This window comes from Actinomadura sp. NPDC049753 (assembly GCF_040674655.1).
In the GTDB taxonomy this organism is placed as follows: Bacteria; Actinomycetota; Actinomycetes; order Streptosporangiales; family Streptosporangiaceae; genus Spirillospora; species Spirillospora verrucosospora.
In genome coordinates, this window is record NZ_JBFARL010000188.1 from 1 (window position 1) to 15,029 (window position 15,029).

At 72.0% G+C, this 15,029-nt stretch carries 13 protein-coding genes and 2 pseudogenes; all 15 read right to left on the reverse strand.

Annotation, left to right across the window (positions count from 1 at the left end):
- A partial coding sequence (locus AB0K37_RS33160) for an AAA family ATPase (protein ID WP_363987713.1) occupies window positions 1-1,636 on the reverse strand: 1,636 nt, incomplete at its 3' end.
- Between the two features lie 1,117 nt (window positions 1,637-2,753).
- Window positions 2,754-2,951: a hypothetical protein gene (locus AB0K37_RS33165; RefSeq protein WP_173398374.1), complete on the reverse strand. Its 198-nt coding sequence runs from the start codon at window positions 2,949-2,951 to the stop codon at window positions 2,754-2,756.
- Between the two features lie 178 nt (window positions 2,952-3,129).
- Window positions 3,130-3,435, reverse strand: coding sequence for an acylphosphatase (locus AB0K37_RS33170; protein WP_363987715.1), 306 nt, complete (start codon window positions 3,433-3,435; stop codon window positions 3,130-3,132).
- 19 nt (window positions 3,436-3,454) lie between these two features.
- Window positions 3,455-4,348 carry a bifunctional DNA-formamidopyrimidine glycosylase/DNA-(apurinic or apyrimidinic site) lyase gene (mutM, locus tag AB0K37_RS33175; RefSeq protein WP_363987717.1) on the reverse strand — a complete coding sequence of 298 codons (894 nt, stop codon included), beginning with the start codon at window positions 4,346-4,348 and terminating at the stop codon, window positions 3,455-3,457.
- Window positions 4,341-5,132: a ribonuclease III gene (gene rnc / locus AB0K37_RS33180; RefSeq protein ID WP_363987718.1), complete on the reverse strand. Its 792-nt coding sequence runs from the start codon at window positions 5,130-5,132 to the stop codon at window positions 4,341-4,343. The genes mutM and rnc overlap by 8 nt, the downstream gene beginning before the upstream one ends.
- A gap of 274 nt (window positions 5,133-5,406) precedes the next feature.
- Complete coding sequence (rpmF, locus tag AB0K37_RS33185) at window positions 5,407-5,586, reverse strand: 50S ribosomal protein L32 (protein WP_067632153.1); 180 nt, start codon at window positions 5,584-5,586, stop codon at window positions 5,407-5,409.
- 1 nt (window position 5,587) lies between these two features.
- Window positions 5,588-6,232, reverse strand: coding sequence for a YceD family protein (locus AB0K37_RS33190; protein ID WP_363987720.1), 645 nt, complete (start codon window positions 6,230-6,232; stop codon window positions 5,588-5,590).
- Window positions 6,233-6,327: 95 nt separating this feature from the next.
- Entirely contained in the window at window positions 6,328-6,810 is a 483-nt protein-coding gene (coaD, locus tag AB0K37_RS33195; protein WP_363987722.1) for a pantetheine-phosphate adenylyltransferase, read from the reverse strand.
- Between the two features lie 94 nt (window positions 6,811-6,904).
- Window positions 6,905-8,356 (reverse strand): penicillin-binding transpeptidase domain-containing protein, encoded by a 1,452-nt coding sequence (locus AB0K37_RS33200; RefSeq protein WP_363987724.1) that lies wholly within the window; start codon window positions 8,354-8,356, stop codon window positions 6,905-6,907.
- 30 nt (window positions 8,357-8,386) lie between these two features.
- Window positions 8,387-8,953, reverse strand: a complete 567-nt coding sequence (gene rsmD / locus AB0K37_RS33205; protein WP_363987725.1) for a 16S rRNA (guanine(966)-N(2))-methyltransferase RsmD — start codon at window positions 8,951-8,953, stop codon at window positions 8,387-8,389.
- A 636-nt stretch (window positions 8,954-9,589) separates the two neighbouring features.
- Window positions 9,590-10,453, reverse strand: a complete 864-nt coding sequence (locus AB0K37_RS33210; protein ID WP_363987727.1) for a HEAT repeat domain-containing protein — start codon at window positions 10,451-10,453, stop codon at window positions 9,590-9,592.
- Window positions 10,454-10,520: 67 nt separating this feature from the next.
- Window positions 10,521-10,601 carry a putative leader peptide gene (locus AB0K37_RS33215; protein ID WP_143227168.1) on the reverse strand — a complete coding sequence of 27 codons (81 nt, stop codon included), beginning with the start codon at window positions 10,599-10,601 and terminating at the stop codon, window positions 10,521-10,523.
- A gap of 57 nt (window positions 10,602-10,658) precedes the next feature.
- Window positions 10,659-11,930 (reverse strand): annotated as a pseudogene (locus AB0K37_RS33220) (ATP-dependent DNA helicase RecG); the annotation flags it as partial.
- Between the two features lie 216 nt (window positions 11,931-12,146).
- Window positions 12,147-13,871: pseudogene (locus AB0K37_RS33225) on the reverse strand (LAGLIDADG family homing endonuclease); the annotation flags it as partial.
- Between the two features lie 32 nt (window positions 13,872-13,903).
- On the reverse strand, window positions 13,904-15,029 hold a 1,126-nt coding region (locus AB0K37_RS33230; RefSeq protein ID WP_363987729.1), incomplete at its 5' end, for a dihydroxyacetone kinase.

A 15,029-nucleotide genomic window follows, 5' to 3' on the forward strand; every position in this document is an offset into this window, starting at 1 on the left:
GCCGGACGTTCAGCAGCGACGCGACCGTGCCCAGCACCCCGCCGAGCGACCCGTCGGAGCCCGCCGACAGCAGCGCCTCCCCGCCGTCGGCGGCGCTGGCGAGCGTCAGGTTCAGGGCCTCGATCCGCGCCTGCAGGGCCGCGACCTTCTTCTGCGCCGTCTGGTCGGCGGTGCGGGCCGCGCCCGCGGCAGACCGGGCCTCCTTCAACGCGCGGCGCGGGCCGTCCACGGCGGCGCGCGCGGTCTCGGCGGCGTCCTTGGCCGCGGCGAGCGCCTCCTGCGCCGCCTCGTGCTCGGCGGCGAGCGCCGGATCCTCGACGACCTCCGCCTCGAACGCCTCGAACTCGGCCTGCGCGGACTCGGCGCGCTGGTCGGCCTCCTCCCGCGCGTCCGCGAGCCGGCCGATCTCCGACCGCCCCGCCTGCGCCTTGCTGCGCAGCGCCTCCACCCGGCCGCGCAGCCGGGCCAGCTCCTCGCGGCGGTCCGCGGCGGCGCGGGCGGCGGACTGGAGCCGCCGCTCCTCCGCGGCGAGGGCCTCCTCGGCGGCCGACCGCTCCTCCACGGCGCCGGAGAGCCCGTCCCGGGCCTCGTCCAGCGCCTCGCGGAGCATCTCCTCCTGCTCGCGGATCTCGGCGGCCTCGCGCTCCATGTCCTCGGGATCGCGGCCGCGCCGCTCCTCCTCGCGCGCCTCGGCGGCGTTGCGGTGCCGCTCCGCCGCGAGGTCGGCGACGCCGCGGAGCCGCTCCTTCAGCGCCGACAACTGGAACCAGGTGTCCTGGACCTGCGCGAGCCTCGGCGCCTGCTCCGCCTCCTCGGCCTCCAGGACCCCCTCGCGCTCCTGCGCCCCGGCCAGCGCCCGCTCGGTCTCCGTGCGCCGCTCCCGGATCGCGGCCTCGTCGGCGGCCTCCTGCTCCAGCCTCGTCCGCAGCGTGACCAGGTCGTCGGCGAGCAGCCGCAGCCGGGCGTCCCGCAGATCGGCCTGGATCACCGCGGCCCGGCGCGCGATCTCCGCCTGCCGGCCGAGCGGCTTCAACTGCCGCCGCAGCTCACCCGTCAGGTCCTGCACGCGCGTCAGGTTGCCCTGCATCGCGTCCAGCTTGCGGAGGGCCTTCTCCTTGCGCTTGCGGTGCTTGAGGACGCCGGCCGCCTCCTCGATCACCGCCCGCCGCCCCTCCGGCCCCGAGTGCAGGACGCGGTCGAGCTGCCCCTGCCCGATGATCACGTGCATCTCGCGGCCGATGCCGGAGTCCGACAGCAGCTCCTGGATGTCCAGCAGCCGGCACGCGTCACCGTTGATCGCGTACTCGCTCGACCCCGACCGGAACATCAGCCGGCTGATGGTGACCTCGGTGTAGTCGATCGGCAGCGCACCATCGGAGTTGTCGATCGTCAGCACGACCTCGGCACGCCCCAGCGGCGCCCGGTTCGCCGTCCCGGCGAAGATCACGTCCTCCATCTTGCCGCCGCGCAGCGACTTGGCGCCCTGCTCCCCCATCACCCAGGCCAGCGCGTCCACGACATTGGACTTGCCCGACCCGTTGGGCCCCACCACAGCGGTGATCCCCGGCTCGAACTTGAGCGTGGTGGACGACGCGAAGGACTTGAACCCGCGCAGCGTCAAAGTCTTCAGATACACGCGCCAGGAGCCCCCCTCCTACGACACCCACACCCCGAACATCCGAAGCACGATACTGGTTTTCTTGCTTCTTTCTCCTCCTTCGGGCCTGGCGGCCCTCCATCGTCGAAAAAAGCGGGGCGATCGCTGGCATCGCTCCGGCTCGCCTAGCGGCTCGCTGCGCGATCAGGTTCTTGCTTCGCTCGAACCTGCCTTCGGACGCGATCGCCACTTCTCCGGTTGTCGGGTGGTTGCTCCGCCGGCTGAGGTCGGCGCGCCTGTAGTGCTCCGGGTCGCCCTTCGGGCCTGGCGGCCTGGGGCTCACGTCCGGTGAGCGGCTCGCAAGCTCCCCCCTTCGGGCCTGGCGGCCCTGGGGCTCACGTTCAGTGAGCGGCTCGCAGGCTCGCCCCCTTCGGGCGATCGCAACTCTTCGGGTCCTCGCTTGGTCGCTGAGGGTTGCGGGGGGCGCAGTGGTGGGTGCCGAGGTGAGGGGCGGATGCACTGGGCGCAACGGCGGCGAGGGCCGGCGCAGCCCAGATGACTCCATGGAGTAGCAAGGGGGCCGGGCGCGCCAGGTGGTCCCCACGATCGTCCACAAGCCGCCACTGGGGATACCTCAGGGGTGCGGACGAGAAGGGATGCTGAGGCGAGCACCGGGACCCGTGGCTGCTCAGGGGCGCGAGCGCGTTCGATTCCGCGTTCGAGCCTGCGAGCCCTGATCGCGCGACACCCTCAGCCGAGATGGAAGATCTCCATCGTCGCCCCCGGTTGGCCCAGTGCGGACGCTGGAGGTCGCCCAGGGGACGCGAGGTCGGTCGCTCGGCCGCAGCTACGAGCGCTCGGCACTTGCGACAAACCTCAACGGCTGGGTAGCGTCCCGTAAACGGGTGGTACCACCACACCCGAGGACGTAGCGAGCAATCAAGGTCCACCGACCGTGACCGCCTGCTGCGACGACCTCAGCCTCGATCGCAACCCCGCGACGACCTTGGGGTCGCGATCGCGTCCGAAGGCAGGTTCGAGCGAAGCAAGAACCTGATCGCGCAGCGAGCCGCTAGGCGAGCCGAAGCGATGCCAGCGATCGCACGCGTTTATCGACGATGGAGGGCCGCCAGGCCCGAAGGAGGAGAAAAACGCATTAAGTAAGAACCGGTTCGCGGTCCTTCACCGGGAGCGACATCACTTCGTCGTCCGTCGCCGTCGCGAGCGCGTCGTTCTCCGCCTGGAGCCGTACGAGTTCGGCCTCCAGGTCACGTACGCGCTGCTGCAGGCGCCGCATCTCCGCGACCATCCGGGGGTCGGGACCGCCGACGTGGCCGAGTAGAGCCTTCGCCATGACTAAGGGTCCTCCACGCTGAGTAACCAGCAGGGATCGCGCACGGGAAACTGCTGAAAGCGGTGCGCGTACCGTCTAGAGTCGCACCGGCCGCTGTCGTGGTCAAGACGCACATCACAGGCCGGTAACAACCTTCCTCTACTAGTTTAGCAGGTACAAACCGGTACTCCCTACCCGGTCAGCGTTCCCGGAAGCCGGAGGCCTCTCCGCGGGGCGCGCCCCAGCGGTCGACGACGCCGGTCACAGCGCCGGGACGTCCGGGAACGCCGCCGGGAACATCGCCGTCGAGCATCTCCAGGAGCTGGCGGCAGCGGGCGCGCGGGCCCTCGGCGACGACCTCGACTCGGCCGTCGCTGAGGTTGGTGGCGCTGCCGGCGAGGCCCAGTTCGAGCGCCCGGGACCTGACCCACCAGCGGAACCCGACGCCCTGGACGCGTCCGCGCACCCAGGCCGTGAGCCGCACGATCTCGTCGTCCTCGCTCATCGCTCCCCCCTCGGTCCCGCTAGTACCGTGCCCGCCTGGGGCGGGGCTGGCACACCGGGCAGCTGTAGGACGAGCGGTTCATGAACTCGTCGCGGCGGATCGGCGAGCCGCAGCGGCGGCAGGGCTCGTCCCGCCGCCCGTAGGCGTCGAGGGACCGCTCGAAGTAGCCGCTCTCGCCGTTGACGTTCACGTAGAGGCTGTCGAAGGAGGTGCCGCCGACCTCCAGGGCGGCCGTCATGACCTCTCGTGCGGCCTCCAGGACGCGCGCGGCGTCCGCCCGGGTCATCGTGTCGGTCGGCCGCGCCCAGTGCAGCCTGGCGCGCCACAGGGCCTCGTCGGCGTAGATGTTGCCGACCCCGCTGACGAGGGACTGGTCGAGGAGGGCCCGCTTGATCCCGGTCTTGCGGCGGCGCAGGGCGCGGTAGAAGGCCTCCGCGTCGAAGGCGGCCTCCAGCGGGTCGGCGGCGATGTGCACGATCGGTTCGGGGACGAGCGCGCCCTCGGCGAAGGCGTCGGGGACGAGCTCGGCGACCATGAGGTGCCCGAAGGTCCGCTGGTCGACGAAGCGCAGGTCGAGGCCGTCGTCGTCGAACTCGACGCGGACCCGCAGGTGCTTCTCGCGTTCCCGGTCGGGCTCGCCGACGAGCAGCTGCCCGCTCATGCCGAGGTGCGCGAGCACCGCCTCGCCGGGGGCGCCGTCCTCCTCGGCCTGGAGCGGGATCCACAGGTACTTGCCGCGGCGCCGGGGGGCCAGCATGGTGCGCTTGGCGAGGCGCCCGGCGAAGTCGGCGGGGCCCTCGGCGTGGCGGCGGACCGACCGCGGGTGCAGGACCTCGGCGGACGCGACGGTGCGACCGGTCGTCCAGCTTTCGAGGCCCCGCCGGACGACCTCGACCTCGGGGAGCTCAGGCACCGGCCTGCGCCGCCTGGCCGGCCTCCCTGGCCGGGTCCTCGCCACGCGCCGGGCCGGCCTGCGCCGCCTCGCGCTCGACGACGAGCTCGCGGATGGCGTTCCAGGCGGCCTCGGCGGCGTGCTGCTCGGCCTCCTTCTTGCTGCGGCCCTCGCCGGACCCGTAGGTCTGGCCGCCGACCCGCACGGAGGCGCGGAACGTCTTCTGGTGGTCGGGGCCGCTCTCGGCGACGTGGTACTCGGGGACGCCGAGCTCCTCGACGGCCGTGAGCTCCTGCAGCGAGGTCTTCCAGTCCAGGCCGGCGCCGAGACCCGCCGAGCGCTTGATCAGCGCGTCGAAGAGCCGGTGCACCAGGGCGGACGCCTCGCCGAGGCCCCGGTCGAGGTAGACGGCGCCGATCAGCGCCTCCAGCGTGTCGGCGAGGATCGAGGCCTTGTCGCGGCCCCCGGTGCCCTCCTCGCCGCGGCCGAGCCGGATGTGGGCCCCGACGCCGAGGCCGCGGGCGACTCCGGCGAGGGCGCGCATGTTGACCACGGCGGCGCGCAGCTTGGCGAGCTGCCCCTCGGGCAGGTCGGGGTGGCCGCGGAACAGGGTGTCGGTGACGACGAGGCCCAGCACCGAGTCGCCGAGGAACTCCAGGCGCTCGTTGGTGGGCAGGCCGCCGTTCTCGTAGGCGTAGGAACGGTGTGTCAGGGCGCGTTCGAGCAGCTCGTCGTCCACGTCGACGCCGAGCGCGCCGGTCAGCTCCGCGCGCTCCGGCGCGGGTTCGTTCTTCTTAGCGCTCACAGGCCCTCCTCGCAGGCCGTGCACCGCGCGGCGCGCGGTCGCCTCTGCGGCGCGCGGCCGATGGGCCGGACGGCGAGGACGCTCGGCGGGGAGGGTCCGCGAAGACGAGGTGCGCGCCGGTCGGTCTGATCCCGGCGTGCACCACGGCTCCGGGCGCAGTCTCCGCGCCGGTCACCACGCCGACGTCACGCGCCGGGTGGTCGGGGTGCGTGTCCTTCCGCACCGTGAGGGGCGGGCCGCATGCGCGGATCCGCCCCCCAGGATGCGAGAAGACTCAGGCCGACGGGGCGATGACCTGCCGCCGGTCGTAGGTTCCGCACGTCGCGCACGCAGTGTGCGGCAGCTTGTGGTCGCGGCACGTCGGGCACTCGACCAGGTTCGGCGCCGCGGTCTTCCACTGCGAGCGCCGGTGCCGCGTGTTGCTGCGCGACTTCTTCCGCTTCGGGACGGCCACGTCAGCCCTCCTGCTTTCCTTCTCGATCCGATGAATCACGGGTGCCGGAGCTCCCGTTCCCCCGGTCGGGGGCTGCCGGCGCTCTGTCGCCGGCAAGGTCCCGCAGCGCCGCCCACCGGGGGTCGGCGACGTCGTGGCGGTGGCCCGGCTCGACGTCGGCGAGCCGCGCACCGCAGTCCGGGCACAGGCCCGGGCAGTCGTCCCGGCACAGCGGGGACAGCGGCAGTGCGAGCACCACCGCGTCCCGCAGGACCGGTTCGAGGTCGATCAGGTCGCCCTCGAGGCGGAGCTCGTCGTCGTCGGCGTTCCCGCCCGAGCGGGTGTCGTCGTAGACGTACAGCTCCTGGAAGTCCGCCTCGAAGGTCGAGGCGATCGGGTCGAGGCAGCGGGAGCACTCCCCCTTGAGAGGGACCGTCGCCGTGCCGGTGACGAGCACCCCCTCCAGGACCGCTTCGAGCCGGAGGTCCAGCTCGATCGCGGCGCCCTCGGGGACGCCCACCATCTCGACGCCGAAATTCTCCGGTGCCGGCACGGACAGGTGCTCCTCCCGCGACGACCCGGGTTGCCTGCTCAGAGCTCGGGTGTCGAGCTTGAACGGAGCGCTGGGGTCGTTGCGTGTCAGCGGAATCCTGCTTTCGTGAGGCATGGTGGAACGGCGGCCGCCTGGGATGGCCGATGTCCCAGGGTACCGAACACCGGCCGCTGACCCAACTCGCGGCCCGTCCACCATGGCCAGGCCGTTCAGCCGTCCTTCTGGAGCCGCTGCACCAGCCGGTCGTGGACGCTGTCGGGGACGAGGCCGGAGACGTCCCCGCCGAACCTCACGACCTCCTTCATCAGGCTGGAGGACAGGAACGCGAACTCGGGGTTGGTCGCCATGAACAGCGTCTCCACGCCGGCGATCCGGTGGTTCATCTGGGCCATCTGCAGCTCGTACTCGTAGTCGCTGACGGCCCGGAGCCCCCGGACGATCACCGGGATGTCCTGCTCCTTGCAGTAGTCGACGGTGAGCCCGTAGAAGGTGTCGACCGTCACGTTGCCGTACTCCCGGGTGACCTCGGAGATCATGTCGGCACGCTCGTCCACGGTGAACAGGCTCTTCTTGCTCTTGTTGATCAGCACGGCGACGACCACCTCGTCGTAGAGGCGGGAGGCGCGGCTGATGATGTCGAGATGCCCGTTGGTGACGGGGTCGAACGATCCCGGACAGACGACACGGCGCACGGCGCGAACCCCTTCGGTCCCGGTTTCTGACCTGCGGCGTGAACGTACCAAATCGCATTCGGCCGGGTTTCCACCGGGCTCGCCGGAGCCGTCCTCAGCCGCCCAGCGCGTCGATGATCCTGGCGGCGACGGGTCCCGACTCGATTCCGTAGCCGGACGCCTCGGTCATCACCGCGACCGCGTACCGGGGGTCGCTGCGCGGGCCGAACCCGATGAACCAGCGGTCGTTGTAGGAGGCTCCCTCGACGTCGGCGGTGCCGGTCTTGCCGCCGAGGATGGACGTCCCCCGCAGCGACTTGCCGGTGCCCCTCTCGACCACGGCCTCCATCATGTCCCGCAGCTGCTTCGCCTGGTCCCCGGTCAGCGCTCGGGACATGCGCTGGGACGAGATCTTGTCGACCGTCGACCCGTCGGGGGCGCGCAGCCTGTCCACGAGCCGGGGCCGCATGACCTCCCCGTCGTTGAGGATCGCGGCGGCGACCATGGCCATCTGCAGCGGCGAGGCGACCGTGCTGCCCTGCCCGATGGAGCCGAGCGCGCTGAGCGACGGCTGGTCGGTCGCCGGGAAGGAACTGGGGGCGCTCTTCAGTCCCTCTGCGAACTCGATCCGGTCGCCGAACCCGAATCTGCCCGCCTGCGCGTTGACGGCGCCGTTCCCCGGTTTCTGGGCGCCCATGTAGGCGAACGTGGTGTTGCAGGACTGCGCGTACGCCTCGATGAGGGGGATCCGAGGGAGGTCGCAGGAGCCGCCGATGTCACCCGCGTCGTTGTTGATCGCCTGCCCCGCGCCGGGAGGCCTGTAGCTGCGCCCGGCCTTGACCCGCGTGTCCTCACTCGTGCCCGACCTCAGCGCCGCCGCGGCGACAACGGTCTTGAACGTGGAGCCGGGCGGGAACAGCTCGTAGGCGGCCTTGTTGAGCAGCGGCTTGCGCGGCTGGTCGCCGAGCCGGTCGAACGCCTCGGTGGCCCGCTTCCGGTCGAGCGTCGACACCTCGTTCGGGTCGTAGGACGGCGTGGACGCCATCACCAGGATCGCGCCGGTGCGCGCGTCGAGGACGACCGCGGCACCCCGGCCGGCGCCGCTGGACTTCAGCGCCTCGTAGGCGGCGCGCTGCGCGTCCGGGTCGATGGTGGACTCCACCGTGCCGCCGGGAACGTGCTTGCCGATCAGTTTGTCGACGAGGTTGGAGGTGGCGAGACGGGCGTCGGTCCCGTCCAGGAAATGGTTCTCGGCCTCCTCCAGACCGGTCTGGGAGAACACCGAGAAGTAGCCGGTGACCGGCGCGAACGCGGCGCCGTCCTTGTAGTGGCGCTGGAACCGGTCGTCGCCGACCCGCTCGGACCAGGCGAGCCGTTCGCCGCCCGCCACGATGGGTCCCCGGTCGATCTTGAACCGGTCCTCGAACTGCCGGGCGTTGAGCGAGTCGTCCCGCAGACTCTGCGCCTGGAAGCCCTGCACGTAGGTGACGTTCACCATCAACGCCAGAAACAAGAGCAAGGTGATGACCCAGGTGCGCGCCACCGCGCGGTCGATCCCGGGCTTCATGGGCATTCCCCTACCCGAACCGCCAGGATGTCAACGGCCGACAGCGCGGCCGTACCAGAACACCGCCTCGCCGTAACGCCGCTCCCGCTCGGCCTCGTACCCGTCGGGCCACTCCAGCGCCGGGCCCCGCGCGGCGCGTTCCACGACGACCAGCGCATCCGCGGACGCCCACCCGTTGTCGCGCAGGTCCTCCAGCAGGGCGGTCACGGACGCGTCCGCCAACGCGTAGGGCGGGTCGGCGAAAATCAGGTCGTAGGGCTCGTCCGGCGCCTTGCGGACGAGCCGTTCCACCTTGTCGGCGCAGGGGACGGCACCGGGCAGCCCGAGCGTCTCGGCGTTCTGCCGGATCACCTTCATCGCCCGCGGATGCGACTCGACCAGCAGCGCATGTCCGGCCCCCCGCGACAGCGCTTCGAGCCCCACCGCCCCCGACCCCGCGTACAGGTCGGCGACGCGCAGCCCGTCCAGCGGCCCGAGCAACGCCAGAACAGTGGAGAAAAGCCCCTCCCGCGCACGATCACTGGTCGGCCGGGTATCCCGCCCCGCCGGCACAGCCAACCGCCGCCCCCCAGCACTACCCGCAATAACCCGACTCACGGTCTCAGTATCGGCCCACCAAGGCGCACCCACTGCATTGCCTCCACCCCGAGAGCTCCCTCCTGCGACAACCCCAGCCGTCGCCCCAACCCCGCAACCACCCCAACAGCCGCGATCGCGTCCGAAGGCAGGTTCGAGCGAAGCAAGAACCTGATCGCGCAGCGAGCCGCAAGGCGAGTCGAAGCGATGCCAGCGATCGCCCGCGTTTTTCGACGATGGAGGGCCGCCAGGCCCGAAGGAGGAGAAAAAGGCAATGAGTAAAGCGGGTCGCCAGCGCCGTGCCACGCTGACGACCCGCTCGCGGCCGGTACCGACTCCAGCCCGAACGGACCGGCCACGCCACCCTCGCGACCGCCGACGAAGCCGAGTTCGAGCGAGCGCGAGAATTCTCTGCGCCTAGCGAGCCGCCAGGCGAGCCGTGCAAGACAACAGAAACCCACTACTGCGCCTACCTCAGCCACCTCAGGACCACGCGACAACCTGGGGGCCGCGATCGCGTCCGAAGGCAGATTCGAGCGAAGCAAGAATCTGATCGCGCAGCGAGCCGCCAAGGCGAGACGGAGCGATGCCAGCGATCGCCCGCGTTTTTCGACGATGGAGGACCACCAGGCCCGAAGGAGGAGAAAAAGGCAAAAATTACGCCAAACTCCACCGGGCTTGTGTTCGGACGCCTGGGTCGGGGTCGGCGAGGGTTTCGGTCAGGGCGGTCACTACCTCCGGGATGTCGGTGGCCCATTGTTCGAGGGCTTGGACGGCGGCTCTGCGGACGTCGACCGTGCGGTCGTGCAGGGCTTTGATGAGGGGTTGGACGGCGACGTCGGGGCGGGCTTCGGCGAGGGCGCGGACGGCGTGGCAGCGGACCTGCCAGTTGGCGTGGGCGATCGCGGTGACGACGCGTCCTTCGAGGGGGTCGGGGATGCCGAGTTCGGCGGCGGCGGTGAGGGCGGCGATGCGGACGACGGGGTCGTGGTCGGTGAGGAGGTGTTCGAGCGCGGGGAGGCCGGAGGGGTGGGCGAGGCGGCCGAGGCCTTCGGCGACGGCGACGCGGACCTCGCGGGAGGGGTCGTCGGCGGCCTCGGCGACGCGGGCGGTCTCGCGCAGCGCGACCAGGCCGAGGACGGCCTGGATGCGGACCTGCGGTTCGTCGTCTTCGAAGCCTTGGGCGTACAGCTCGCCGGCGCCCTTGGCGAGGATGCCGAGCAGGTCGGCGGCGGTGTCGCGGACGGTGGTGTCGCGGCCGCGGGCCGCGGCGAGGAGCAGGGCGTCGACGCCGTCGTCGCCGAAGTAGAGCTCGGGCAGGTCGCGCAGGGCGTCGGCGGCGACGCGGCGGACGTCCTCGTGTTCGTCGGCGAGCGCCCAGGCGAAGGTGTCACCGGTGCCGCGGGGCGCTTCTCCCGCGCGGGCGGCCCGGGTGAGCGCCGTGAGGGCGTCGGCGCGGGTGGCGGGGTCGGGGTCGCGGAGGGATGCCTCCGCCTGGTCGAGCCGGATGGTGCGAGTCATGGGGGGTTGGCCTCCTGGTCGGCCGTCGGATCCGGAGGCGGGCACGGGCCCGCCGGGGGGTTCGGGATCAGCGACGGGAACACAGGGCGCTCGCCTGGCGCCGGAGGTCGACGTGCAGGCGGGCGATGAGCGCACGACTCGGGTTCACGCGTTCATCGTGTCCCGGCCGGGCGGCAATGTCAACCAAATAGGTCGGCAATATCTGTTATGTCTTCTCCAGGAAGTCCGCGCGCTCCTCGTCCAGCAGGGACGCCAGGACGGTGGCCAGGCCGGGATGCTCCGACAGGTCCGGGTCGGCCTCGACGAGCGCGGTGGCCTCCTCGCGGGCGTCGCGGATCACGTCCTCGTCGCGCTGGAGCGTGAGCAGCCGCAGGCTGGACGAGCGGCCGGCCTGCGCGGCGCCGAGCACGTCGCCCTCGCGGCGCTGCTCCAGGTCGAGCCGGGACAGCTTGAACCCGTCGGTGGTGGAGGCGACCGCGTCCAGCCGCTCGCGGGCCTTGCTGCCCGGCGCGGCGTCGGTGACGAGCAGGCAGAGGCCGTGCAGGGAGCCGCGCCCGACGCGCCCGCGCAGCTGGTGGAGCTGGGAGACGCCGAACCGGTCCGCATCCATGATCACCATGACGGTGGCGTTGGGCACGTCCACGCCGACCTCGATGACGGTGGTGGCGAGCAGGACGTCCAGCTCCCGCGCGGTGAAGCGGCGCATCACCGCGTCCTTCTCATCCGGGTGCAGCTTGCCGTGCAGGACGCCGATGCGCAGACCGTCGAGGAGCTCCTCCAGCTTCGGCAGCACCTCCATGATCCCCAGCGGGGACCGGCGCTCGCCCTCCTCGGCGACGACGGCGTCGCCCTCGTCGCCCTCCTGCTCGCCGATGCGCGGGCAGACGATGTAGATCTGCCGGCCGTTCGCCGCCTCCTCCTTGATGCGCTCCCAGGTGCGGGCGAGGAACGCGGGCTTCTCCGGCGGGACGACATGCGTCTGGATCTGCGACCGGCCCGCCGGGAGCTGCCCGAGCACCGAGGTCTCCAGATCGCCGAAGACGGTCATCGCCACCGTGCGCGGGATCGGCGTCGCCGTCATGACCAGCACGTGGGGGCGGCCGCCGTCGACCTTCTCGCGCAGGGCGTCGCGCTGCTCGACGCCGAACCTGTGCTGCTCGTCCACCACGACGAGCCCGAGGTCGGCGAACTGGACGGTCTCCTGCAGCAGCGCGTGGGTGCCGACGACGATCCCGGCCGCGCCGGACGCCGCCTCCAGCAGCGCCTCCTTGCGCGCCTTCGCCCCCTGCGACCCCGTCAGCAGCGCCACCCGGGTGGCGTGCTCGGCGCCGCCGATCTGCCCCGCCTGCGCCAGGTCGCCGAGCATCCCGGTGATCGACCGGTAGTGCTGCTGCGCGAGCACCTCGGTCGGCGCCAGCAGCGCCGCCTGCCCTCCCCCGTCCACCACCTGCAACATCGCCCGCAACGCGACCACGGTGTTATGGGTGGGGGTCCAGCCGTCCGACACATAGAGGCGCCCAGGATGGGCGACGGAGATGCACTGGACCTCCTTGCGGCCCACGTACTCGATAGCGCGGATGCCTTTGCGCCGACGCTCGTACTTCGTGCGGGGCCGCAGCCTTTCGGCCTTGCGGGACAGCCTGAAGGGCGGGTAGTCGTTCGGCAGCGCGACGCTGGTCGTCCAGTACCGCTTGCCCGCCTTGCGGACCTCCCGGCATCGCGCGTAGCCGCCCAGTGAGCGCGTCAGCCATGCGGTCGCTTCGGCCAAGTGCTTCGAGGCGGAGACCAGGGTGACGGCCCTGCCCTCGGCACGCAGCGTCCCGTCGGTGTCGAGCAGGCCTTGCAGCAACGCGTGGCGCTGCTTGATCGGTGCGTTCAGGTACGCGGTCGGGACGAACTTCTCCCGAGCCCCCGTTCCGTACACGCCGAGTTCTCGCAGCGCGGCGATCAACGGATTTCCGGCCCCGCGACGCTCGCCCAGGAGCGACCAGTCGAGCGGGCGGTCCTGCCTGCGGCGCAGCCTGCACCCGTCCGGAAGGAGCCTTGCGACCGCATCGATGATCTCCTGGTCGCGGGTCGAGATCTCGACCCGCCCGTACTTCATGAAGCCATCGCCGAGCAGGAGCCCCAGGAGGTAAGGGTCGACCGGGCGTTCCGCGAGCGAGTCCAGATCGGGAGCCTCGACCAGGGGCACGTACCACTTGCTCCCACCGGACTTGCGGAGGAGATCCTGACGCAGTTCCCGTGTTGTCATCACCTTGAGCGGGCTTCCCCTGTGCCATCCCGTGTCGGTCTTGACGGCCCAGAGGTGCTCGTCGTCGCATTCCACGGAAGTGCCGTCGGAGAAGACCAACCTGTACACGTCACGCTCGCCCTGGGGGAAGACCCCGGTCACCACGGTGACCTCGCCGCCGGGCGTGGTCACCTCGTCGCCCGGCATCAGGTCGCCCATCCGCCGGAATCCTTCTGGTGTCAGCACCTCGGAATCCAGCGGCTGAGCCTTGCCGGCGCCGACGTCGCCTTGGAGGAGGCGGTGCATCGGGTGGTGTTTGGCCAGGTCGGCGGCTATCTCGTCGCCCACCTGGCGCTGGCCCTTGGTGAGTTCGAAAGGCAGGCGCGCGTCGAACTCCGACTGGACGCCCTCGAAGGACGGGGGCCGGGGCTTGGCGGGCAGGGCCGCGGCGGCGACGCGGCGCTGGGCCAGGGCCACCTGGACGACGAAGGCCTCGTCCCACTTGAGGCGGGCCTTGGCGCGGCCCAGCTCGTCCCAGGTGCGGGGGCGGTGGATGCCCTCGTACGCCTCCCGCAGGCCGATCAGGTGGCGGCGGCGCAGGAGCGCGTCGGGCATGGGGTCGTCCGGCAGGTCGAGCTGGTCAAGGACGGTCTCGACGGACGTGCTGATCGCCTCGATGGGCAGCGACTTGGCGGACGGGTAGATCGGGATGATCTCGTCGGCCCACTCCTGCGCGGCCTCCTCGGCGCCCTTCTCGTGGACGACCTTGTACTGCGGGTGGGTCAGCTGCCGGACGGTCCTGCCGCTGCGGGGCACGTAGGTGCTGATCTTCCCGGCGAACAGGCCGCGGGTGCCCGGCGACAGCTCCTTCTCGGGACGGTAGGAGCCCTTGCGGCCGAAGAAGCTGAGCTTGAGCTCGCCGGTCCCGTCGGTGACGGTGATCTCCAGGACGTACCCGGGGCTGCGGGTGAGGGAGCGGCCCTGCACCTTCACGACCTCGGCCATGACCGTCACGTGCTCGCCGTCCTGCAGGCCGCTGAGCTGCGTCAGCTCGCCGCGGTGGGCGTAGCGGCGCGGGTAGTGGTGCAGCAGGTCGCCGACCGTGTGCAGGTCGAGGCCCTTCTTCAGCGCGTTGGCCGTCTTGTCGCCGAGGACCTTGCGCAACGGCTCGTCGAGAGTTGCCACGGGTCTTTTCTAGCCGATGGGGACGACGGGAATCACTCGACGCCGATGAGCAGGGGGTAGCGTTCCTGGTCGCCGGCGTAGACGCCGACCTCCGCGTCGGGGCGCCGCCGGCGCAGATGGTCCTCCAGTCCGGCGGCGAGGCCGGGCGGGGCGTGCCGCCCGGGGATCAGCGTGACCAGCTCGCCGCCGCCCGCCAGCATCCGGTCCAGGACGTCGCGGGCCACCGCGGCGAGGTCCGCGCCGATCGTCGCGACGTCGCCCTCGATCAGGCCGAGGACGTCGCCGGGCTGGCAGAGGCCGGCGCTCGTCACTGCCTCCTGCGCGGCGACCTCCAGGTGGCCGAAGCGGGTCGCGCCGGCGGCGCGGGTCATCTCGATCACGTCCTCGGCGAAGCGGCGCAGCGGGTCGTGCACGGCGAGCGCCGCCATGCCCTGGACGGACGCCTTCGTCGGGACCACCGCGATGCGCGCCCCGCCGTCCCTCGCGCGCTCCGCGGCGGCCTCGGCGAGGGCGAGGACCTCCGGCTCGTTCGGCAGCACGGCCACCTCGTCGCCCGCGGCGAGGATGGCCTCGGCGAGCACCGCGAGCGGCGGGACGGCACCGGGCTCGCGCCGTACGACCCGGGCCCCGCTCTCCTCGAACAGCGCGGCCAGCCCGTCGGCGGCGGTGACGGCGACCACCGCGCGGCCGGTGTGCGGCGCGTGCGGTCCGCCATCGGCGGCGTCCAGGTAGGTGACGCGGATCCGGTGCGGGCGTCCCGCCGCCATGCCCGCCTCGACGGCGGCCCCGGCGTCGTCGACGTGGACGTGGACGTTCCACAGCCCGTCGCCGCCGACGACGACGAGGGAGTCGCCGAGGCCGTCGAGCCGTTCCCGCAGGGTGTGGACGGCGTCGTCGGGCGCGTCCAGCAGGTACATCACCTCGTAGCCGAAGCCCTGCGGCGCCCGGGCCCGGGCCGCCGGCGCGGGCGTCCCGGCGGTGCGGGGCGGGACGTCGTACCGCTCCGGGTACTCGTCGGTGATCACGGCGGCGAGGGCGTCGAGCACCACGCAGAGCCCGGCCGCGCCGGCGTCCACGACGCCGCTGCGGGTGGGCGCCCGCATGGTCGCCGACCTGTCCAGCGGCCCGACCGCGGACTTCCCGGTCGCGGGCTTCGCC

Excerpts from the sequence above, each read along its gene's own strand:
- AB0K37_RS33170 (WP_363987715.1), bottom strand. The coding sequence starts at position 3,435 with ATGAGCGAGGACGACGAGATCGTGCGGCTCACGGCCTGGGTGCGCGGA.
- AB0K37_RS33190 (WP_363987720.1), bottom strand. The coding sequence starts at position 6,232 with ATGCCTCACGAAAGCAGGATTCCGCTGACACGCAACGACCCCAGCGCT.
- AB0K37_RS33210 (WP_363987727.1), bottom strand. The coding sequence starts at position 10,453 with ATGACTCGCACCATCCGGCTCGACCAGGCGGAGGCATCCCTCCGCGAC.
- AB0K37_RS33165 (WP_173398374.1), bottom strand. The coding sequence starts at position 2,951 with ATGGCGAAGGCTCTACTCGGCCACGTCGGCGGTCCCGACCCCCGGATG.
- AB0K37_RS33200 (WP_363987724.1), bottom strand. The coding sequence starts at position 8,356 with ATGAAGCCCGGGATCGACCGCGCGGTGGCGCGCACCTGGGTCATCACC.